Origin of the sequence: Micromonospora profundi (genome assembly GCF_011927785.1) — a bacterium.
Taxonomy (GTDB): Bacteria; Actinomycetota; Actinomycetes; order Mycobacteriales; family Micromonosporaceae; genus Micromonospora; species Micromonospora profundi.
Window position 1 is genome coordinate 5,500,230 of sequence record NZ_JAATJK010000001.1, and the last position, 20,101, is coordinate 5,520,330.

Below are 20,101 nucleotides of genomic sequence, written 5' to 3' on the forward strand. Positions count from 1 at the left end.
CTTTGGTCCCGACCGTCGTCGGCCGACAGCCGTAGTTGTCGGCAACGTCAGCGCGCGGGCAGTTCCGGGCCGCCGTCGAGCAGCGGGGCGAGCAGGTCGCCGTACTCCTCGACACGGTCCAGGACCTCGGCGGAGGTGAACTGGCGGACGGCCGGCTTCCGGCCGCGGGCGCCGGCCTCGACCTCGTCCCAGGTCAGCGGCGTCGACACCGATGGTGCCCGCTGGGCGCGCAGCGAGTACGGCGCGACTGTCGTCTTCGCCGCGTTGTTCTGACTCCAGTCGATGAAGACCTTGCCGGGGCGCAGGTTCCTGGCCATCTTCGACACGATGAGCTTCGGGTGCTCCTTCTCCAACTCCTGCGCGATGCGACGCGCGTAGGCGGAGACGTCGTCGGCGGACTGGTTGCCGGCGATCGGGCAGCACAGCTGCATGCCCTTCTTGCCTGATGTCTTCGGGTACGAGTCGATGCCGTCGTCGGCGAGCCGGTCGCGCATCAGCACCGCCACCGGGCAGCACTCGGCGAGCCCTGCCGGCGGCCCCGGGTCCAGGTCGACAACCATCATGTCCGGGTGTTCGCCGACCTTCCACTGCGGTGTGTGCAGCTCCAGCGCGGCCAGGTTGGCCAGCCAGACCAGGGTCGGCAGGTCGTCGGCGACCACGTAGTCGATGGTCTCCCGGCCCTTGGTCGAGCCGGGCGCTGGCAGGGTTTCCACCCGCACCCAGTCCGGGGTGGCTGCCGGCTTGTTCTTCTCGAAGAACGATTTGTCGTCCACCCCGTTGGGAAACCTGATCCGGGTCACCGGTCGGTCGGCCAGGTGCGGCAGTAGCACCGGGGAGATCCGGGTGTAGTAGTCGATCACCTCACCCTTTGTGAAGCCTGCCGCCGGATAGAGGACCTTGTCCAGGTTGGACAACTCCAGTGGGCGGCCCTCGACGTCCACCTTCAGCCGGTCAGCCGGCATCCTCGACCTCCTCCGGCGGCTTGTCCGGGCGCAACCGCAGCACCCGGGGGAAGCGCAGCCGGCCGTCGGGGGTGCGCTGGCCGTACTTCACCTCCACCACCACCCGGGGTTCTACCCAGATGGCACCCCGGGCATCCTCGCGCGGCACACCCGCCGCGAACGGTGACACGCCGGAGCGCAACGGCTCCAGCTCGGCGAGGAGCTGCCGTTCCATGGCTGCGCCGATCCCGCCGCCGACCCGCCCACGGTAGATCAGCCGGCCGTCCGGGCCGGGTACGCCGACCAGCAGCCCGCCGATGCGGCGCGCTCCCGGCCGCCAGCCGCCCACCACGAAGTCGCCGGTCACCTCCAGCTTGACCTTCACCCAGTCCGGCGAGCGCACCCCCGGCCGGTAGACGGCGTCGACCCGCTTGGCCATCACGCCCTCCAGGCCGTGCTCGCCGGCCGCCTCGTAGGTGGCCGGGCCGTCGGAGAAGACCGGCGGCACCGCCCACCGGGCCCCGCCGAGCGCGAGCGCGTCCAGGGCCTCCCGGCGGCGCTCGTACGGCCAGCCGGTCAGGTCGTCGCCATTGATCCGCAGCAGGTCGAAGATCATGTACGTGACCGGCATGACCGCCGCCAACCGTGCCGCCTTGTTGCGGTCCCGGACGTGCATGCGCTCGGCCAACGCGGTGAACGACGGCTGCCCGCCCTCGCCCAACAGCACCACCTCGCCGTCGAGCAGCACGTCGTCGACCTGCTCGGGCAGGGTGGCCAGCTCCGGGTACGCGGCGGTGATCTCCACGCCGGTACGGGCGTACAGATGTTGAGCGCGACCGGAGATGTCGGCGAGTGCCCTGATGCCGTCCCATTTGAACTCGTAGGCCCAGCCGTCACCCGCAGGGAGGGGCCCGGTCATCGCGAGCATCGGCTTGAGCGGCGCTCCGGGCACGACCCGACTGTAGTACCAGGCCGAACACCTCGCGTCCGGTTCTTTCGGATGCGAGCATGGTCGATACCGGGGAAGGGAGCGCAGGATGCGTGCCATCTGGAAGGGAGCCGTGTCGTTCGGGCTCGTCTCGATCGGGGTGAAGCTCTACTCCGCGACCGAGGAGAAGGACATCCGGTTCCACCAGGTCCACCGCGAGGACGGCGGTCGGATCCGCTACAAGCGCACCTGCTCGGTCTGCGGCGAGGAGGTCACCTACGACGACATCGCCAAGGGCTACGACATCGGCGGCGGCGAGATGGTGATCCTCACCGACGAGGACTTCGCCGAGCTGCCCCTGACCAGCTCACGTGCCATCGACGTGCTGGAGTTCGTACCCGCCGAGCAGGTCGACCCGATCCTCTACAACAAGGCGTACTTCCTCGAACCGGAGGGCACCGCCACCAAGCCGTACGTGCTGCTGCGCGACGCGCTCATCGACTCGGAGCGGGTGGCGATCGTCAAGGTGGCGCTGCGCCAGCGGGAGCAGCTCGCAACGCTGCGGGTGCGCGAGGGTGTGCTGCTGCTCAACACGATGCTCTGGCCGGACGAGATCCGTACCCCGGATTTCGGTTTCCTCGACGAGGACCTCAAGGTCCGCCCGCCGGAGTTGGCGATGGCCAGTTCGCTCATCGACTCGATGGCCGGCGAGTTCGAGCCGGACGTGTTCACCGACGACTACCGGGCGGCATTGCAGGAGGTCATCGACGCCAAGGTGGAGGGTCGGGAGGTCGTCCAGCCGGAGGAGGCCGAGGAGGCCCCGGCCGCGGCGGTGGACCTGATGGCCGCGCTGAAGGCGTCGGTGGACAGGGCCCGTGCGGCGCGCGGCGAGCAACCCGCCCGCGGCGGTGGCGGCGAGCCGACGCCCATCTCGTCGGCCCGCTCGGCGCAGAAGGCAGCCGCCAAGAAGACCCCTGCGAAGAAGACCGCCACCAAGAAGGCCGCCGAGAAGAAGACGGCAGCCAAGGCCGAGCCGGCGAAGAAGACCGCCGCCAAGAAGACAGCGGCGAAGAAGGCCGAACCCGCGAAGAAGACGACCGCCCGCAAGACCGCACCGCGCAAGACCGCCTGACCGGTACGGCAGCGACGAGGGGTGTCGGCCGGACCGGGTACGCTCCGCCGGCCGCTGGCAACCGGAGGAGCCCTCATGCCGTACACCCCTGACCTGGACCGGTTGTTGACGCCCGGGGCGCGCTTCACCGACGCGCACGGCGCGTACCTGATCGAGGTCCACCCGGTGGGCGACATCGTGCTGCCGACCGGCCAGGTGGTCGGGTGCGACCCGCTGGTCCGCCCTGAGGCCGAGCCGTTCACTGTCACGGTGCCGCCTGGGCGTCATCCAGCCCGCGCCTGGGTGGCTGCGGTGCTGCGGGAGGACGCCGAGGTCGACCGGCGGGTGGCGGCACTGGAGCTGGTGATCTCCGAGGCGCCGACGGTGCGCTGGGAGCCGGCCGTCGCGGGCGACCAGGATGTCGCCGCCCTCGGCCCGGACGACTACTTCGGGTACGGGGTGGACGCCGGCGCCGGCACTCTCGCCGACCCGACAGCGCTCGCCGCCCTGGAAGCCTGGGACGAGGATCGCGTCGAGGAGGTCTTCATCCCCGCGGAGCCGCCCGAGTCGCAGGTCCCGGGGCTGATCACGGCCGTGCTGGACGAGACCACCGGCGCGAACGTCGTCACCGTCACCACGGGTTGGGGCGACGGTTGCTACGGAACCTGGATCGGGCGCGCGGCCGACGGGAGTGTCACGTCGTTCGTGACCGACTTCATGGTCGTACCCGAATAACGTCCCGCGACGGCCTCCGTGGGCGATCCGAGACGTCCGGGGCGGGCACAGCGGGCCGCAGGGCGGGTACCGTGTGCGTCGGCTTTCCCCCCGGCACCGGGTGCCGGCCACACCTTCGCAGCAGGGAGTCGACGACGTGAGCGAGCGGACGCAGCAGAACCGGTCGGAGGGCCAGAGCCCGGCAACGAAGGCGGGGCGACGGCTGGCCGCCCAGCTGGCGGCCCAGAAGGCCGCCGAGGCGAAGCGACGCCGCAACGCGTGGGCGGGTGGCCTCGCCGGCGTCGCCGTGATGGCGCTGCTGATCGGCGGTTTCGTGTGGATCGACCGGAACCGGGGCGACGACAAGCCCGCCAACCAGGCCGGTGCGACCCCGTCGGCGTCCGCCCCGGCTGCGGACGCCCCCACCGCGCCCCCGGCTCCGCAGATGCCCGAGAACGCCGACCCGGCGCTGAGCAAGAAGCCGACGGTGAAGGCCGGCACTGGCGAGCTGAAGAAGCTCACTGTCACCCCGGTGATCAAGGGCACCGGCCCGGCCGTCAAGCAGGGCCAGACCATCACCACCAACTACGTGGGCGTGTTCTACAAGGACGGCAAGGAGTTCGACTCGTCCTGGAACGCGGGCCAGCCGGCCACCTTCGCCATCGGGGTGGGGCAGGTCATTCCCGGCTGGGACCAGGGCCTGGTGGGCGTGACCGTGGGCAGCCGGGTGCAGCTCGACATCCCGGGCGAGCTGGCGTACGGCAACGACGAGGCAGCCGCTGGCGGTCGTCCGACCGGCCCGCTGCGCTTCGTGGTGGACGTGCTCGCCGCCCAGTGATCTGTCTGGATCGCCCCGGTTGTCGTCCGGGCGCGATGGAGTTGTTCACATGGGGCTTCCGGCCGGTTACCCACCGGCAGTAGGTTCGGCGTCACCCCCTGGGCGGTCCGCCGCCCCGGGGTGGGCATCCGGACGGGGACGCGGAGGTGCGGTGTGACGACGCTGGCTGAGCCTGGGCGGACCGCCCGGCTGATGTGGACGCACTTCGAAGCGGTGCACGCTGTCACCTACTTCCATCCCCGGGCCCGTGCCGCGTACGAGGCGGTCGGCCTGCGCGGGTACTGGCGTGGCTACTTCGCGGGCCGCTCCGCGCCGCTGGGCGCCACCGAGGCGGCTCCGGTGATTGCCGCCTTCTTCACCTTCGCGCCGCCGATGGTGAGCCGGGCGCTGCCGGCGGTGTGGCGGTTGGCCACGCCGACGGAGGCGTTGCGGGCCCGGCTGACAGGTGCCGTGCAGGCGCTCGCCGAGCTGACCTACGAGTTGCCCGAGGCGCACCTCATGGAGACCGCCGACCTGCTGGAGGAGGCCGCCACTGCGGCGCAGACGGCGGGCCGGGTGCTCGGCGCTGCCAATGCGGCGCTGCCGATCGGGGAGTACCCCCTGGCCCGAATCTGGCAGGCCGCGACGACGCTGCGCGAGCAGCGGGGCGACGGGCACGTTGCGGCGCTGGTGGCCGCTGGCCTGGACCCGGTGGAGACGCTGGCCTGGAAGGTGGCCGTCGGCATGTCACCTGTGAACCTGCTGGGCCGGGGCTGGACGGAAGAGCAGTGGCACGCCGCCTGCGAGCGGCTGACACAGCGCGGCTGGTTGGCACCGGACGGTACGGCCACCGAGCAGAGTCGGGCCGACTTCCAGGCCGTCGAGGACGCCACCGACCGGGCCGCCGAACACCCGTGGTTGGCCCTCGGCGTGGATCGCACCGACCGGCTGCGTGAGCTGCTGGAACCGATCGCCCGGTCCTGTCACACGCTGATCCCGCCGGACAGCCCGATCGGGCTGCCCCCACTGCCCGCCTGACCGGACGCCTCCGGGTCGGGCAGGATGGGCCCGTGGTGGATGCTGTGGTTTTCGACCTGGACGGCGTGATCGTGGATTCCGAGCCCGTGTGGGAGGAGGTCCGGCGGGCGTACGTGGCCGAGCACGGCGGGACGTGGCAGCCGGACACCCAGCGTCGGCTGATGGGTATGAGCACCGGCGAGTGGGCCGCCTATCTCAGTGGCGAGCTGGGCGTGCAGCGCACCGCTGAGCAGGTCGCCGACGAGGTGGTGCGGGAGATGGCCCGGCGCTACCGGGAGCACGTACCCCTCATCGACGGCGCCGACGAGGTGGTGCGCCGGATGGCCGCGCGGTGGCCGCTGGGGTTGGCCAGCTCGTCGCCGACCCGGCTGATCGCTGCGGCGCTGGACGCCACGGGTCTGACCGACGCTTTCGCCGTCACCCTGTCCACCGAGGAGACCGAGCGGGGCAAGCCGGCACCGGACGTGTACCTGACCGTCGCGCGGCGCCTCGGCGTCGACGCGACCCGCTGTGCGGCGGTGGAGGACTCGTCGAACGGGGTCCGGTCGGCTGCCGCGGCGGGGATGCGTGTGGTGGCGGTGCCGCACGGCTCGTACCCCCTGGACCCGGATGCGGCGGCGTTGGCGGCGGTGACAGTGGGTTCGATCGGTGAGCTGAGTCCGGAGCTGGTGGGCGGGCTGAAGGGTTGACCTGCGCGCCGTCACGGCTGTCCCCGGTTGTGCGGTTTCCGGGCCGGTGTCGGTCGGCATGACGGGGACCGTGCGGGGTACCGCAGGCGACGGTGCTCGACACGGGTGCCGCGCGCCGGACAGCTGAGGAGTCGACGGATGAAGGCCATCGTGTACGAGCGCACCGGCGACCCTTCGGTGCTGGAGTTGGTCGACCGCCCGGTGCCGGAGCCGGGGGCGGGCGAGGTCCTGGTCCGGATGGCGGTGTCCGGGGTGAACCCGACGGACTGGAAGTCCCGGCGGTCCTCCGCGCCGAAGGGGTGGCAGATCCCCGGGCAGGACGGCGCGGGAGTGATCGAGGCGGTCGGCACGGGAGTCGACGCCGAGCTGATCGGTGAACGGGTCTGGATCTGGGAGGCTGCCTGGCAGCGGCCGTGGGGCACCGCCGCGGAGTACACGCTGGTGCCGGTGCGGCAGACGGTGCCGCTGGGTGACGCCTCGTTCGAGCTGGGGGCGAGCCTGGGCATCCCGTTCCTGACCGCGCACCGCTGCCTGACGGCCGGCGAGCTCATGCCGGACGCGCTGCGCGCCGGCGCGTTGGCCGACCACACAGTGCTGGTGCAGGGCGGGGCGGGCGCTGTCGGCAACGCGGCGATCCAGTTGGCCCGGTGGGCTGACGCCACTGTGATCGCCACGGTGAGCAGCCCGGAGAAGGCGCAGCTCGCTGCGGCAGCCGGCGCCTCCCTGGTGATCAATTACCGGGAGCAGGACGTGGTCGAGGAGGTCCGCAAGATCGCCCCGGACGGGGTCCACACGGTCGTCGAGGTCTCCCCTGCCCGCAACGCGTCGACGGACGCGCAGGTCCTCCGGCAGGGCGGCGCTGTCTGCGTGTACGCCGACGACGGTGGCGCCGAGATGACGGTGCCGGTCCGTCCACTGTTCGCGCTCAACAGCAGGTGGCAGTTCGTGCTGGTCTACACGGAGCCGAAGGCGGCAAAGGCACAGGGCGTGGTCGACGTGGCGGCGGCGGCCAACCAGGGTGGCATCCGGGTGGGCGCCGACGCCGGCCTGCCGCTGCACACCTACCCGCTGGCGGACGCGGCGGCGGCCCACCAGGCGGTAGAGGACTCGGTGGTGGGCAAGGTCCAGATCACCACCAGCGACGCCTGATCGGGTCTTCGGCTGCTGATTTCCCCGTCATCAGGACAGAGCCGAACAATTTTCGCAACAATGACGGTGCGGGTTACCCGCAAGGAAAGGGCGGCCCCGGCGCGGTGCGAACGCCGGGGCCGCCCCCTGGGGAGGAAATGATCAGGAGAATTCCCTCTTCCCCAACAGGCGACGGTGCCCGCTAAAACGTTACGGGGCTGTCAGCTCCCGGACACTGAGCTCGCCTCCGGCGTACCGCGAACGGACGACCTTCTTGTCGAACTTCCCGACGCTGGTCTTGGGCACCGCGTCGATGAACGCCCACCGCTCGGGCAGCTGCCAGCGGACAACTGTGGCGGCCAGGAAGTCGCGCAGTTCCTCGGCGGTCGCCGTGCCGCCCTCCCGGACCACCACGGTGGCCAACGGACGCTCGCCCCACCGCTCGTCCGGCACCCCCACCACGCAGGCCTCCAGCACCGCCGGATGGGCCATCAGCGCATTTTCCAGCTCCACCGAGGAGATCCACTCACCACCGGACTTGATCACGTCCTTGGCCCGGTCGGTGAGCGTCAGGTACCCGTCCGGGGACAGCGTGCCCACGTCCCCGGTACGCAGCCAGCCGTCGCGGAACTTCTCCTCGTCGGGGGCGTCGTCACCGACGTACCGTGCGGTCACCCACGGCCCCCGGACCTCCAGCTCGCCCACTGACGTGCCGTCGGCGGGCAGTGGCTCGCCCGCCGGGCCGACGATGCGCGCCTGCACGCCGGCCGGCACCCGGCCCTGCGTGTAGCGGTAGCGCCACGCCTGCTCACCGCTCGCGCCGGCCGGTGGGCGGGAGACCGAACCCAGCGGGGACATCTCTGTCATCCCCCAGGCGTGGATCACGTCGATGCCGTGCCGCTCGTCGAACGCGTGCATCAGGGCCGGCGGGCAGGCCGAGCCACCGACGATCACCTCGGTGAGCGACGAGGTGTCCACGTCGTGGGTGTCCAGGTATGCGAGCAGGTCGGTCCAGATGGTCGGCACCGCGCCGGCCAGCGTCGGCCGCTCGGCGGCGATCATCTCGGCGATCGGCGCCGCCTGGAGGAATCGGTCCGGCATGATCAGCGACGCGCCGGACAGGAACGCCGCGTACGGCAGGCCCCACGACATGGCGTGGAACATCGGCACGATCGCCAGCTCCCGATCGGTCGGCCCGAGGCCGAACCCCTCGGGCATGCAGACCTGCAACGAGTGCAGGTAGATCGAGCGGTGCGAGTAGGCGACGCCCTTGGGATGTCCGGTGGTGCCCGAGGTGTAGCAGAGCGCCGCCGCGTCCCGCTCGTCCACCTCGGGCCAGTCGAACGTGTCGGGACGGTCGGCGAGCAGCGCGTCCCAGTGGTGCACGGTGATCCGGTCACCGGCAGCAGCCACCAGGGGCGCCGGGTCACCGCCGCCGACCACCACGACGTGCCGCACTGTTGCCAGCTCGCCGATCACCCGGGCCAGCAGCGGGATGAGCGTGCTGTCGACGAGCACCACCCGGTCCTGCGCGTGGTTGGCGATGTAGGAGACCTGGTCGGGAAAGAGCCGGATGTTGAGGGTGTGCAGCACCGCACCCATGCTCGGCACCGCGAAGTACGCCACCAGGTGCTCGTTGTTGTTCCACATGAACGTGGCGACCCGCTCGTCGCCTGTCACCCCGCACTCGTCGCGCAGCGCGTGTGCCAGCCGCGCCGCCGCGCGGCCCACCTCGGCGTACGTCATCCGGCGGGGTTCGCCGCCGGTCCAGGTGACCACCTCGGCCGTGCCGTGCACCCCGGCGCCGTGGTCGAGGATCCGGGAGACCTGCAGAGGGGCGTCCATCATCGTGCTACGCATGGGTAACAAGTTAGTGTCGCCGGTCACACGTTGGGAACCCCCGTAAATTGGCGCAGGTGAGCATTTCCTGGGCCGATTCGTACGTGGGGCAACTACGCGCGCTGGCCGGTGACCGGACGCTGATGTTCGTCGGCGCCCGGGCCGTGGTCAACGACAACGCCGGGCGCATCCTGCTGATCCAACGCTCGGACAACGGCCAGTGGGCAATGCCCGCCGGCGCCATGGAGCTGGGTGAGTCGATCGCCGACTGCGCCGTACGCGAGGTCCGCGAGGAGACCGGGCTGCGGGCGCTGCGGGTCTGCGCGTTCGCCCTCTACACCGGCCCGGACCGGACCAGCACCAACATGTACGGGCACACGTACCAGGTCTTCACCACCGCGTTCAAGGTGGAGGAGTGGGATGGGCAGCTGTCCCGGACCACCGACGAGACCACCGACGCGGGCTTCTTTCCCCGCGACCGGTTCCCGGCACCGCTCTCCGCCTCGGTCAACGAGACCCTGGCCGACCTGGACGTCTTCGATCAGACCAACCGGCTCATCCTGAAGTAGGTGAGCCGGCGGTCCGTCAGATCATCGTCTGGGACTTGGCCTCCATGTCGGCGGCGGCCTCATCCTTCGACTCCTTGGTGAGCGGCTTGCCGCCCGGCGCCGGAGCCTTACCGCCGATCGGGTCGGCACCACCGGTGGCACCCTCCGGCCCGGCACCTCGCAGCGTGTTGTTTGGCATCGCCACTGTGACCAGCACCGCCACGATGGCGACCAGGCCGGCGGTCAGGAAGACCAGGTGCAGCGAGTCGACGAACGACTCCTGGATGGCGGCCCGCACCGCACCGGGCAACGCCATGATCGTCGCCGGGTCGTTGATCGAGATGTTCGTACCGCCGCTCGCCGCGATCGCCGCCTGCTGATCTGGCGGAAGCTGGGCGATCGCGCCCGGCAGCCGTTCGGCCAACTGCGTGTTGAGCCGCGAGGACAGCAGCGTGCCGAGGATCGCCACGCCGAACGAACCACCAAGCGACCGGAAGAACGTCGCCGAGGACGTACCGGCGCCCAGGTCCCGCACCGAGACCGCGTTCTGCACCGCCAGGACCAGCGACTGCATGCACAGACCCAGGCCGACGCCGATGACCACCATGAAGCCGAACGCCACCCACAGCGAGGTGTCCACGTGCAGCCTCGTGAACAGCAGCATGCCCAGCACCAGCGTCACCGCCCCGGCGACCGGGAACCACTTGTACCGCCCGATGCGGCTCATCGCCCGGCCGGTGACGATCGACGTGACGATGATGCCCGCCATCATCGGCAGCATCAGCAGACCGCTGCGGGTCGGCGAGGCGCCCTTGACGATCTGCAGGTACAGCGGGATGAAGATGATCGAGCCGAACATCACCAGACCCAGCACGAAGCCTGCGGAGTTGGCGAGCGCGAACGTGGCGCTGCGGAACAGCCGCAGCGGCAGGATCGGCTCGGCGACACGGGCCTCCTGGAGCACGAAGAGCACTGCCAGCACCGCGCCCGCGGCCAGCAGGCCGATGATCACCCCGGAACCCCACGGGTACTCGTTGCCGCCCCAGCTCAACGCCAGCAGCAGACAGCTCACCCCGGCGACAAGCAGACCCGCGCCCAGCCAGTCGATCGCGTGCTTACGCCGCTCGAACGGGATCAGCCGCATCACGTGGTAGCAGACCACGATGGCAAGGATCCCCAGCGGCACGTTGATGTAGAAGATCCACCGCCAGTCGGTCTCCGCGAAGTAACCACCGACAAGCGGGCCAGCCACCGACGAGATGCCGAACACCGCGCCGAACAACCCCTGGTAGCGGCCACGATCGCGGGGGGACACCACGTCCGAGATGATCGTGAACGCCAACGTCATCAGGCCACCCGCGCCGAGGCCCTGGATGCCCCGGGTGACGATCAGCTGGGTCATGTTCTGCGACAACCCGGCCAGCAACGACCCGACCAGGAACGTGCCGATCGAGAACAGGAACACCGGCCGGCGGCCGTACAGGTCGGCCATCTTGCCGTACAACGGCGTCGACGCCGTCGAGGCGAGCAGGTACGCCGTGACCACCCACGAGTAGTGGTTGATCCCACCCAGTTCACCGACGATTGTCGGCAGGGCCGTACCGACGATGGTCTGGTCGAGTGCGGCCAGCAGCATGCCGGTCATCAGACCGAGCATGAGCAGCCGGATCTGCCGGTGATTCAACACCGGGGCGGCGGAGGCTTGGGTCATTCCGCCTACTTTCCCGCCCAACAGAAACCATGCGTCCCGACCCCCACCCCGTCCCGCCCACCCCCGCCCTCCCCGGGTTGATCATGAGGTTGGCGGGGCCGGATCGGCGTATCGCTCCCGCCAACCTCATGATCGACAAGGTGGGACGGGGCCGGGGGCGAGGGGGGACGGTCAGGCGGCGAAGGTTTGGGTGATCTTTTCGCAGAAGGCGGGGAGGTCGTCGGGGTTGCGGCTGCTGGTGAGGTTGCCGTCGGTGACGCACTCCTCGTCGACCCAGGTGGCCCCGGCGTTCGTCAGGTCCGTCCGCAGGCTCGGCCAGGACGTGATCCGTCGGCCCCGCAGCACGTCCGCCTCGATCAACGTCCACGGGCCGTGGCAGATCACCCCGACCGGCTTGCCAGCGTCGAAGAACGCCTTCACGAACCGCACCGCGTCCGGGTCGGTACGCAGGAAGTCCGGGTTCGCCACCCCGCCGGGCAGCACAAGCGCGTCGTACCCGGCGGCGTCCGCCTTGTCGGCGGTGACGTCCACGTCGTACGTCTTCGACTGGTCCAGGTGGTTGAACGCCTGGATGGAGCCCGGCTTGAGCGAGACCAGCTCGGCGGTCGCGCCGGCCTTCTCGACGGCCTCGCGCGGCTGAACGTACTCGACCTCCTCGACGCCGTCGGTGGCCAGGAACGCGATCCGCTTGCCTTGCAGTGTCGCTGTCATCTCGGTACATCTCCTCTCCGGGGGGTACCTCAATTCCCTTCCCGCCGCCGAACACCCGAAACAGGTCCGGCCGGTAAGGAAGGGCACTGTGCGGCAGCGCGCGGCCCCCCGATTGACAAAGGCCCCCTGACCAGCGGCCGGACGCCTCACCGGCCAGGTTTGGCCCGGAGGGCGTTGGGGACCCGGGGAGGCATGGCAGGAGCAGCAGCGGAACAGCGCCGGCTCGCCACCGTCGTGGAGAGCTGGCTCGGGCGCCCGGTCCTGATCGTCGGCGACGCCATGCTTGACGAGTGGCGGTTCGCCGACTCCGATCGGCTCTGCCGGGAGGCGCCCGCACCGGTCCTCACCCTGCGACGGCGGATCTCCGCGGCGGGCGGGGCCGCGAACACCGCGGTCAACGTCGCCACCCTCGGCGGACGGGCGGTATTGGTGGCCCCCGTGGGCGCCGACGTGGCAGGCGACGAACTGCACGACTGTCTGGACCGCGCCGGCGTCTGGGACCGTACGGTAAGCCAGCCCGGCCGCCCCACACCCGTGAAGCGGCGGATGCTGGCAGGTAATCAGATCCTGCTCCGGGAGGACTCCGGCGACCCGGACGACGCGCTGGACCCGGACGGGGTGTCCCGGCTGCTCACGGCGCTTGACTGCGCCACCGAGGAGCTGCGGGCAGCCGCCGGCGGGGAGGCGCCGACCCTCGTGGTCTGCGACTACGGTCTGGGTGCCCTGCCCGCGCCGGTCCGCGCGTGGCTGGTCGCGCAGCGGGAGCGATACGCCACTGTCGCGCTCGACGCTCACGACCTCGCCGACTGGCGGGGCCTCGCACCGACGGTTGTCACTCCCAGCTTCGCGGAGGCGACGAGGCTGCTGGCCCGTGCCGGCGGCGCGTCCCGCCCGACGGGCGGCACGGACCTGCACCTGGAACACCCCGACGGCGACCCGACCGACGGTCCCTCCGAACTGACCGTCGGCGCGGCCCCGGGCGGAACCCACACCGACAGCACAGCCCACACCGACGGAGCCACCCACACCGACAGCGCCGCTCAGACCGACGGCACCGCGCCGGGCTTCGTCCGAGCCGATGCCCCCGGCCGAGCGGCGGGGATCAGCGCCGACCGTCCCGGCCCGGTGGGCGAACCCACAGCGAGCGAGGGCCGGGTGGCGTTCACCGGCGACGGGCTCAGCGTCACCGGCACCGGTGTCACTGTGAACACCGAGGCCGGGGCGGGCGTGGACCGGGCGGTGCTCGCCGAGTCGCGCCTGGCCGAGTTGCACGCGCACACCGGCGCCGACGTGGTCGCGGTGACCCTGGACACCGAGGGCGCTGTGGTCGGCGGCGCCGACGGCGAGCGGCGGCGCAGCCACAGCACCCCGGTCCCGGCGAGCCACGCCGTGGGCGCCGGGGACGCGTACCTGGCGGCGATGACGCTGGCCCTGGCCGCCGACGCGCCGCTGCCCACCGCCGCGCAACTCGCCCAGCTCGCGGCCACCATCACCGTGTCCGACACCGGCACCTGCGTGTGCCTGCGCGACGACCTGCTCGCCGCCCTCGACATGCGGCCGGAGACCGGTGGGCATCCGGCGCTCGTCGGCACCGACGAACTCGACGCGATAGTGGCCGCGCATCGCGAGGCGGGACGGTCGGTGGTGTTCACGAACGGCTGCTTCGACGTGCTGCACCGGGGGCACGTGCGCTACCTGGAACAGGCCCGTGCTCTCGGCGACCTGCTCATCGTGGCTGTCAACTCCGACGGCAGCGTCCGTCGCCTGAAGGGGCCGGACCGGCCGGTCAACCCGGTCGAGGACAGAGGGGCACTGCTCGCCGCGCTGTCCTGCGTGGACCACGTGGTGATCTTCGAGGAGGACTCGCCCGCCGCGCTGATCGAGGCCGTCCGGCCGGACGTGTACGTAAAGGGCGGCGACTATCCGCCGGAGCTGGTGCCGGAGGCGCCACTGGTACGCCGGCTCGGTGGCCAGGTGCGGACCCTTGGGTACGTGCCGGACCGGTCCACGTCGGCGATCATCGAGCGGATCCGGTCACACAGCCAGGACCTGTCGTCGCAGGCCACGGACCCGGAGCCCGACGCGGTGTCCCGCGCCCAGGCCAGCATGCCCGACACGTCGTTGAGCACCGGGACGCAACCGGCGAGCGCGCCGCCGACGGGCAGCAGCATGACCACCCGACCGTCGTGAACCGGCCCCTCGACCTCGGCACCGCCGCGTCGTTCCGCACCGACCGGCTTGTCGACGTGCTGATCCCGACACGTAACCGGCCCGCCGAGCTGGCGGTCACCCTGGCCGGGCTCGCCGCCCAGAACGGGGTGCCCGCCTTCGGGGTGGTGGTCAGCGACCAGTCCGACGGGGAGCCGGCGTACGCCCACCCTGCGGCGGCCACAATGGTCCGGGCGCTGCGCCACGGGGGTCACCCGGTGCTGCTGACCCGCCGCCTGCCCCGGCGCGGGTTGGCCGAGCACCGCGCGTACCTGCTCGCCGCGTCGACTGCCAGGTACGTGCTCAGCCTCGACGACGACGTCTGGCTGGAACCGGGGGCGCTGCACCGGTTGGTCACCGCGATCGAGGAGTTGGGCTGCGGTTTCGTCGGCAACGGGGTGCACGGGCTGTCGTACACCGACGACGTACGGCCGGACGCGCACGGGCACTACGAGGAGTGGGCCGGCCCGCCGACGCCGGAGCGGATCCGGCCGGGCACCGCCCAGTGGGACCGTGCGCGTATCCACTCGGCGGCCAACCTGCTGCACATCACCGCCAAGCTGGCGCTGCCGCCTGGCGCGTGGCGGGCGTACAAGGTGTCCTGGATCGGCGGGTGCGTCCTCTACGACAGGGCGAAGCTCGTCGCGTCCGGTGGGTTCGACTTCTGGCGACGGGTGCAGGAGAAACACCAGGGCGAGGACGTGGCGGCCCAGCTCGCGGTGCTGGCCCGGTACGGCGGGGCGGGCGTCCTGCCGAGCGGCGCGTACCACCTGGAGTCCCCGACCACTGTCACCGAGCGGGACGTGGAGGCGTGGGAGGTCGTCCTCGCCGACGAGGACGCCCCGCAGCCGGCCTGACTACGGCGTGAGCAGTTCGCGGGCGGCCTCCAGCACCTCGGCCACCGGCACGTCGGTGACGAACGAGTCCCGGTGCGGGCACTCGCCGTCGCCGGGCCGGTGCGGGTAGATGCCGGGCGTGCAGTCGACGCCGCAGACCGGGCAGTGCACCATCCAGGAACAGATCGGCCGGTGCCGACCGCGCAGCGGGTTCGCCGTGTTGATCAGGTTGCCGACCCAGAAGATGCCCACCGTGGGGGTGCCCACGGCGGCGGCCAGGTGCAGCGGCCCGGTGTCGTTGGAGACGACGAGCGCGCAGTCGGCGTACCCGCCGGCCAGCCCACCGAGGCTGAGCGTGCCGACCTGCGGCCGGACCGGCACGCCCGCCGCCGCGACCACCCGGTCCACCACCTCCCGCTCGGACGGCGTACCTGTGACAAGCACCTCGTAGCCGTCGCCGTGCAGCTCGCGGGCCACCTCGGCGAAGCGTTCGGTCGGCCAGCGGCGGCGGGTGTCGGTGGCGCCCGGGTGCAGCGCCACGCGGGGACGGTCCGCCGGGCCGAGCACCCGGGCCGCCTCGGCCCGGTCGGCGTCGGTGACGGCGAGCGTCGGTACGACAGTGGTGGCGGGGGCACCGACCAGTGCCACCACCTCCAGGTAGCGGATCACCTCGTGCTGGTAGTAGACGTAGCGGATCCACCGGTCCAGCGGCGGGGCGTCCTCGGCGCGCAACCCGACGGTGACCCGGGCTCCGAGGCGGCTCATCAAGGGGTTGGAATTGGCGCCACCCCCGTGGATCTGCACCGCCAGGTCGAAGCCGGTGGCCGCCGCCGCCAGGAAGTCGTCAATCGACGACTCTGGTTCGTCGGGCTCCGGGGAGCGGATGCCGGGCGCGGGCGGCACCACAAGCACCCTGTCGACAGGGCCGGGCCGGTCACGCCAGAGCTTCGCGTGCCACGGCGCTCCGAGCAGCACGATCTCCGCCGAGGGGTACGCGGCGCGCAGCGCGTCAAGCGCTGGAAGGGCGAAGATGAAGTCACCGAGCGCGTTGGCCCGCAGCACCGCGATCCGCCGCACGTCGGGGACGAGCCCGGCCGTCGGGCCGAGCAGGGACGGGGTGACCACGCCGGCTGCTACGGCCGGTCGATCTCGCCGACGGTGTCCGGGTGGTGCAGCTCCCGGTCCGCTGCGGGATCGGCAGGCATCGGCGTACCCCCGGATTGGACTGTGGAGCGCGGTCCGGTGCGGCCGACGGTGATGGTGCGCGGCGTGGCCCGTGCCGCCCGGGGCAGGCGGACCCGCAGCAGCCCGTGGTCCATCACCGCGTCGATGCCGTCGGGGTCGACGCGGGAGGGCAGGTCGACGCGGTACTCGAACCCGCGGGTCTCGAAGCCGCCGGGGATGCCCTGGTCGGCGTTGACCTCCGCCTCGGAGCGGGCGCGCACGCACAGCTCCCGGTCGTCGAGCTCGACGGCCACCTCCTCGGGTGCCACGCCGGGCAGCCGGACGACGACCTCCCAGCCGTCGGACGTCTCGCTCAGCTCGACGTCTGATGCTCCGGCCCGGCCGCCCACCAGCCGGCTCAACTCGGAGCGCAACGACTGCAACTCGCCCATCGGGTCCCAGCCCTGCTGCCGGCTCCGCCATCCCCTGCTGAAGCCGCCGGGCTGCTGCTCACTCATCGCGCCTCTCCGATCCGCTGGGCGGCCGTGGGAGGCCGCAGTGAGCTGGGCGCGTCCAGATTCGCGTCACGGTCGACGCCCACACCGAGCCGGTCGACCAGCTCACCGCCGAGCCAGGCGCTGATCCCGAGGATCGCCACCGCGACCACCTCGACGACGAGCAACGCGCCGCCGGCGGCGCGGGAGTCGGCGTTGAGCCGGACCACCCAGATCGCGGCGAAGAGCAGGATCACCGCGACGTTGGCCCCGGCGTGCAGCAACGCCACCCGCTTGGCGCGGGTGCCGGTCGGGATCGCCAGCAGGTCGAACGTGCCGGCCGCCGCGGCCAGCAGGCCGCCGATCAGGCCGACGGTGATGTTCCAGTACGCGACCTCGCCGAGCAGGTCGGGACCGCCGACAGTGTCGACGATGTCGAACAGCACCGCTGTGACAAGCAGCGCGACCGGGAACATGACCAGCATCGGATGGACCGGGTGGCCCAGCACCTTGAGTCGGCTCTCCATCTCCCGGCCTCCACTGGTCGGCGTGCTGCGGACGGTACGTGCGGCGGGCGCGTCGGATGAGGCCGTACCCCCGGCGACGGGGGACAAACCTCCCGCTGGTCAAGCCTTAGGCTGGCGAGGGGTGTGGCCCCGCCACCCCTGTCAACGGCTGGGGGAGGAACACGTGACGGTGGAGATCACTTCGCACGAGGAGTTACGCGAACTGCTCGGAGCGCCGCACCCGCGGGCCGCCAACAAGGATCGTGTCCGGTTGCACGAGCGGGACCGGCAGTGGCTCGCCGCCTCGCCGTTCTGCCTGGTGGCCACGGCCGGCGCGGACGGCACCTGCGACGTCTCCCCCAAGGGCGACCCTGCCGGCTTCGCCCTGGTGTTGGACGACGTGACGATCGCGCTGCCCGAGCGGCCGGGCAACAAGCGCGCGGACGGCTACCGCAACATCCTGGACAACCCGCACGTCGGGCTGCTCTTCATGATCCCCGGGCGGACCGACACGTTGCGGATCAACGGTCGCGCCACGCTGGTGCGGGACGCGGCGTGGTTCGACGACATGGTGGTCAAGGGGCATCGGCCGGTGCTCGCCGTGGTGGTGGAGATCGAGCAGATCTTCTACCACTGCGCGAAGGCGTTCCTGCGGTCGTCGCTGTGGCAGCCGGAGACCTGGCAGCCCGACGTGTTGCCAGCCCGTGCGCGCCTCATCAAGGAGGTCGAGGCGCCCGCAGAGAGCCTGGAAGAGCTGGAACGACACTACGGCCCGGAGTACGTCAGGACGATCTACTCCTGACGCGGGTGCCCGGGGTGGCACCCGCACTGCCCCGGCAGCCCTCCGCGCATTGCCGCCGAACGCCGTCGTGCCGTCAGGTCGACCAGCCGGCGGGGTTGCCGAATGACTCCCGGGAGATGCCGGAGCCGGTCTGCGGCCAACCGCCGAACCGGTCGTTGTGCAGGTGGGCGAAGAAATAACACATGCTCTCGCAGTCGGCGTCTTCCAGAGCAAGAGCAGGATTGACGCGGACGGCCTCGTAGTAGGCCCGGCCGAGGGCGACGATGAAGCCGCGGCAGTAGAGGAAGCCGTCGTCCGAGCCGTCGGTCACCTCGTGGATGTCCTCCCGGTCGATGTCGTGCAGCTTGCGCTCCACCACCCGGTCGAGGTCGGTCAACTCCTGCGCCGACAACTCGTCGCTGAGGGCGCCGAGGCGGGCGAGGAACGGGGCCAGCCAGTCGTCGATCGCGTAGAACCGCACGTCATCCTCCCCGTCGGGATCACGCTCGACGATGGCTCGGCGCAGCGCCAGCGCCTCCGCGTCGAGCCCGGCCCACGCCGACTCGATGAGCGCCCACAGTCGGGCCTCGTCGGCGGCGGTAGGCAACATGCCTGTGGCATCGGTGGTCACTGTCACGACCGGACCGTATCCGGCACCACCGACAGTCCTGCCTGGGCCTGGCCGGCTACTCAGCGGACACCATCCACAGGTGACCGTCCGGGTCGGCGAAGGCCCCCGCGTACCCCCAGGGTTGTGCTGCCGGCTCGGTGACCACCTCGGCGCCGGCGGCGCGGGCCCGCTCGACGATCGCGTCCGCGTCAGCGGGAGACGCGACGCCGAGGCTGAGCACGCACTCACTCTGGCCCCGCGCGGCGACCTCGTGCGAGCCGATCACCCAGCCGAAGCCGCCGGTCGGGACGAGCATCAGCCGCAACCCGTCGTTGACCACGAACTGCAACGGCTCCGGAAGGCCGTCGTCGGCCAACTCCCCCACCGCCTCCAGGCCGAGGCCGTCGGAGTAGAAGCGGTGTGCGGTCGCGCGGTCGGCGACGGGCAGGCTGACGGTCACGGGGGCGTACGTCATGGAATCGGCTCCAGGATGTCCGGCGGATGGTCTCTCCAGGATGGATGTCGTCGGAGACACGATCTCATCGGCGCGGGCTCGGATCGGACCCGACGTCGCGCCACTGGTCGTCGGTCTAGCGTGGCCGTCATGAGCGAGGACGGCTGGCTGGCGGACACCCGCACCTCCTACGACACGGTCGCCGACAGTTACGCGGACCTGCTGCGCGGCCTCCTGGCCGAAGCGCCCTACGAACGGGCTGCCTTCGCCCTGTTCGCTGACCTCGTCCGGGCCGCCGGTGACGGGCCGGTCGCCGATGTCGGCTGCGGGCCGGGGCGCATCACCGCCCATCTGCACGACCTCGGCCTGGACGCCTTCGGCATCGACCTGTCACCCGGGATGATCGACGTCGCCAGACGGGACCACCCCGGTCTCCGGTTCGAGGTGGGCTCCATGACCGACCTCGATCTGGACGACGGCTCGATCGCCGGGCTGGTGGCGTGGTACTCGCTGATCCACATCCCCGACGACACGATCGGCGCGGTCCTCGCGCAGTTCCGGAGGGTGTTGCGTCCCGGCGGCCCGCTGCTGCTCGGGTTCCATGTCGGCGACGAGACCACTCTCAAGACCCAGGGGTACGGCGGCCATCCCATGAAAATCCACGTCCACCGCCGCCAGCCAGCCCAATTGGCGGCCTGGCTGCACGACGCCGGGTTCACCGTCGAGGCGCAGACGACAGTCGTCTCACCGGAGAGCCGGCTCGGTGGCATCGTGTTCGCGCGCCGCCAACCCGGGCGGCCGCATCAACCCTGAGGGCGTCGGGGTCCCTGGCGGCCAGCCCGGGAGGTTGCACCCGCTGTGCGCCCATATCGA

The 20,101-nt window shown here is 71.4% G+C and carries 21 protein-coding genes; 11 read left to right on the forward strand and 10 right to left on the reverse strand.

Features of this window, described 5'->3' with window-relative positions; genetic code table 11:
* Window positions 1-47 precede the first annotated feature (47 nt).
* Window positions 48-962: a non-homologous end-joining DNA ligase gene (gene ligD / locus F4558_RS24375; RefSeq protein WP_053658812.1), complete on the reverse strand. Its 915-nt coding sequence runs from the start codon at window positions 960-962 to the stop codon at window positions 48-50.
* Window positions 952-1,893 carry a non-homologous end-joining DNA ligase gene (gene ligD / locus F4558_RS24380; RefSeq protein ID WP_167946107.1) on the reverse strand — a complete coding sequence of 314 codons (942 nt, stop codon included), beginning with the start codon at window positions 1,891-1,893 and terminating at the stop codon, window positions 952-954. The genes ligD (F4558_RS24375) and ligD (F4558_RS24380) overlap by 11 nt, the downstream gene beginning before the upstream one ends.
* An 85-nt stretch (window positions 1,894-1,978) precedes the next feature.
* On the opposite strand from ligD (F4558_RS24380), the gene ku reads away from it, so the two are divergent.
* From ku to F4558_RS24410, 6 genes are all read left to right on the forward strand, one after another.
* Window positions 1,979-3,001 (forward strand): non-homologous end joining protein Ku, encoded by a 1,023-nt coding sequence (ku, locus tag F4558_RS24385; RefSeq protein ID WP_053658808.1) that lies wholly within the window; start codon window positions 1,979-1,981, stop codon window positions 2,999-3,001.
* Window positions 3,002-3,076: 75 nt separating this feature from the next.
* Window positions 3,077-3,715, forward strand: coding sequence for a DUF4241 domain-containing protein (locus F4558_RS24390; protein WP_053659409.1), 639 nt, complete (start codon window positions 3,077-3,079; stop codon window positions 3,713-3,715).
* A gap of 100 nt (window positions 3,716-3,815) precedes the next feature.
* Window positions 3,816-4,532 (forward strand): FKBP-type peptidyl-prolyl cis-trans isomerase, encoded by a 717-nt coding sequence (locus F4558_RS24395; protein ID WP_167947633.1) that lies wholly within the window; start codon window positions 3,816-3,818, stop codon window positions 4,530-4,532.
* Window positions 4,533-4,724: 192 nt separating this feature from the next.
* Window positions 4,725-5,549 carry an SCO6745 family protein gene (locus tag F4558_RS24400; RefSeq protein WP_053658804.1) on the forward strand — a complete coding sequence of 275 codons (825 nt, stop codon included), beginning with the start codon at window positions 4,725-4,727 and terminating at the stop codon, window positions 5,547-5,549.
* Window positions 5,550-5,581: 32 nt separating this feature from the next.
* Window positions 5,582-6,238, forward strand: coding sequence for an HAD family hydrolase (locus F4558_RS24405; protein ID WP_167946109.1), 657 nt, complete (start codon window positions 5,582-5,584; stop codon window positions 6,236-6,238).
* 138 nt (window positions 6,239-6,376) lie between these two features.
* Window positions 6,377-7,387, forward strand: a complete 1,011-nt coding sequence (locus F4558_RS24410) for an NADPH:quinone reductase (protein ID WP_167946111.1) — start codon at window positions 6,377-6,379, stop codon at window positions 7,385-7,387.
* Window positions 7,388-7,576: 189 nt separating this feature from the next.
* Here the strand turns inward: F4558_RS24410 and F4558_RS24415 are convergent, their stop codons facing one another.
* Window positions 7,577-9,226, reverse strand: a complete 1,650-nt coding sequence (locus F4558_RS24415) for a fatty acid--CoA ligase (RefSeq protein ID WP_167946113.1) — start codon at window positions 9,224-9,226, stop codon at window positions 7,577-7,579.
* A gap of 56 nt (window positions 9,227-9,282) precedes the next feature.
* Here F4558_RS24415 and F4558_RS24420 point away from each other — a divergent pair, with 56 nt between their 5' ends.
* Window positions 9,283-9,774, forward strand: coding sequence for an NUDIX domain-containing protein (locus F4558_RS24420; RefSeq protein ID WP_053658797.1), 492 nt, complete (start codon window positions 9,283-9,285; stop codon window positions 9,772-9,774).
* 16 nt (window positions 9,775-9,790) lie between these two features.
* Here F4558_RS24420 and F4558_RS24425 read toward each other — a convergent pair whose 3' ends face one another.
* Together F4558_RS24425 and F4558_RS24430 are read right to left on the reverse strand one after the other, a co-directional pair.
* Window positions 9,791-11,464, reverse strand: a complete 1,674-nt coding sequence (locus tag F4558_RS24425) for an MDR family MFS transporter (protein ID WP_167946115.1) — start codon at window positions 11,462-11,464, stop codon at window positions 9,791-9,793.
* Window positions 11,465-11,635: 171 nt separating this feature from the next.
* Window positions 11,636-12,175, reverse strand: a complete 540-nt coding sequence (locus F4558_RS24430; protein WP_053658794.1) for a type 1 glutamine amidotransferase domain-containing protein — start codon at window positions 12,173-12,175, stop codon at window positions 11,636-11,638.
* A 192-nt stretch (window positions 12,176-12,367) separates the two neighbouring features.
* Here F4558_RS24430 and rfaE2 point away from each other — a divergent pair, with 192 nt between their 5' ends.
* On the forward strand, window positions 12,368-14,365 hold the full coding sequence (gene rfaE2 / locus F4558_RS24435; RefSeq protein ID WP_245241359.1) for a D-glycero-beta-D-manno-heptose 1-phosphate adenylyltransferase: 1,998 nt from the start codon (window positions 12,368-12,370) through the stop codon (window positions 14,363-14,365).
* A complete protein-coding gene (locus F4558_RS24440) occupies window positions 14,362-15,240 on the forward strand; it encodes a glycosyltransferase family 2 protein (RefSeq protein WP_053658792.1) in 879 nt (292 codons plus the stop codon). Before rfaE2 ends, F4558_RS24440 begins: the two co-directional genes overlap by 4 nt.
* Here F4558_RS24440 and F4558_RS24445 read toward each other — a convergent pair whose 3' ends face one another.
* Genes F4558_RS24445 through F4558_RS24455 form a run of 3 tightly spaced genes read right to left on the reverse strand, consistent with a single transcriptional unit; the run spans window position 15,241 to window position 17,404 of the window.
* Window positions 15,241-16,344: a glycosyltransferase family 9 protein gene (locus F4558_RS24445; protein WP_053658790.1), complete on the reverse strand. Its 1,104-nt coding sequence runs from the start codon at window positions 16,342-16,344 to the stop codon at window positions 15,241-15,243.
* A gap of 8 nt (window positions 16,345-16,352) precedes the next feature.
* The gene (locus F4558_RS24450; RefSeq protein WP_053658788.1) at window positions 16,353-16,901 is read right to left on the reverse strand and encodes an Hsp20/alpha crystallin family protein; all 549 of its coding nucleotides are present in this window, start codon (window positions 16,899-16,901) and stop codon (window positions 16,353-16,355) included.
* Window positions 16,898-17,404 carry a DUF2231 domain-containing protein gene (locus F4558_RS24455; protein WP_053658785.1) on the reverse strand — a complete coding sequence of 169 codons (507 nt, stop codon included), beginning with the start codon at window positions 17,402-17,404 and terminating at the stop codon, window positions 16,898-16,900. Before F4558_RS24455 ends, F4558_RS24450 begins: the two co-directional genes overlap by 4 nt.
* A gap of 163 nt (window positions 17,405-17,567) precedes the next feature.
* Between F4558_RS24455 and F4558_RS24460 the strand changes: the two genes are divergently transcribed.
* Entirely contained in the window at window positions 17,568-18,185 is a 618-nt protein-coding gene (locus tag F4558_RS24460; protein WP_053658783.1) for a pyridoxamine 5'-phosphate oxidase family protein, read from the forward strand.
* A gap of 73 nt (window positions 18,186-18,258) precedes the next feature.
* Here F4558_RS24460 and F4558_RS24465 read toward each other — a convergent pair whose 3' ends face one another.
* Both F4558_RS24465 and F4558_RS24470 read right to left on the reverse strand, forming a co-directional pair.
* Complete coding sequence (locus F4558_RS24465; RefSeq protein WP_231640160.1) at window positions 18,259-18,801, reverse strand: DUF4240 domain-containing protein; 543 nt, start codon at window positions 18,799-18,801, stop codon at window positions 18,259-18,261.
* A 49-nt stretch (window positions 18,802-18,850) separates the two neighbouring features.
* Window positions 18,851-19,249 (reverse strand): VOC family protein, encoded by a 399-nt coding sequence (locus F4558_RS24470; RefSeq protein WP_053658780.1) that lies wholly within the window; start codon window positions 19,247-19,249, stop codon window positions 18,851-18,853.
* Window positions 19,250-19,378: 129 nt separating this feature from the next.
* On the opposite strand from F4558_RS24470, the gene F4558_RS24475 reads away from it, so the two are divergent.
* Entirely contained in the window at window positions 19,379-20,041 is a 663-nt protein-coding gene (locus F4558_RS24475) for a class I SAM-dependent DNA methyltransferase (protein WP_053658778.1), read from the forward strand.
* Window positions 20,042-20,101: the final 60 nt, after the last annotated feature.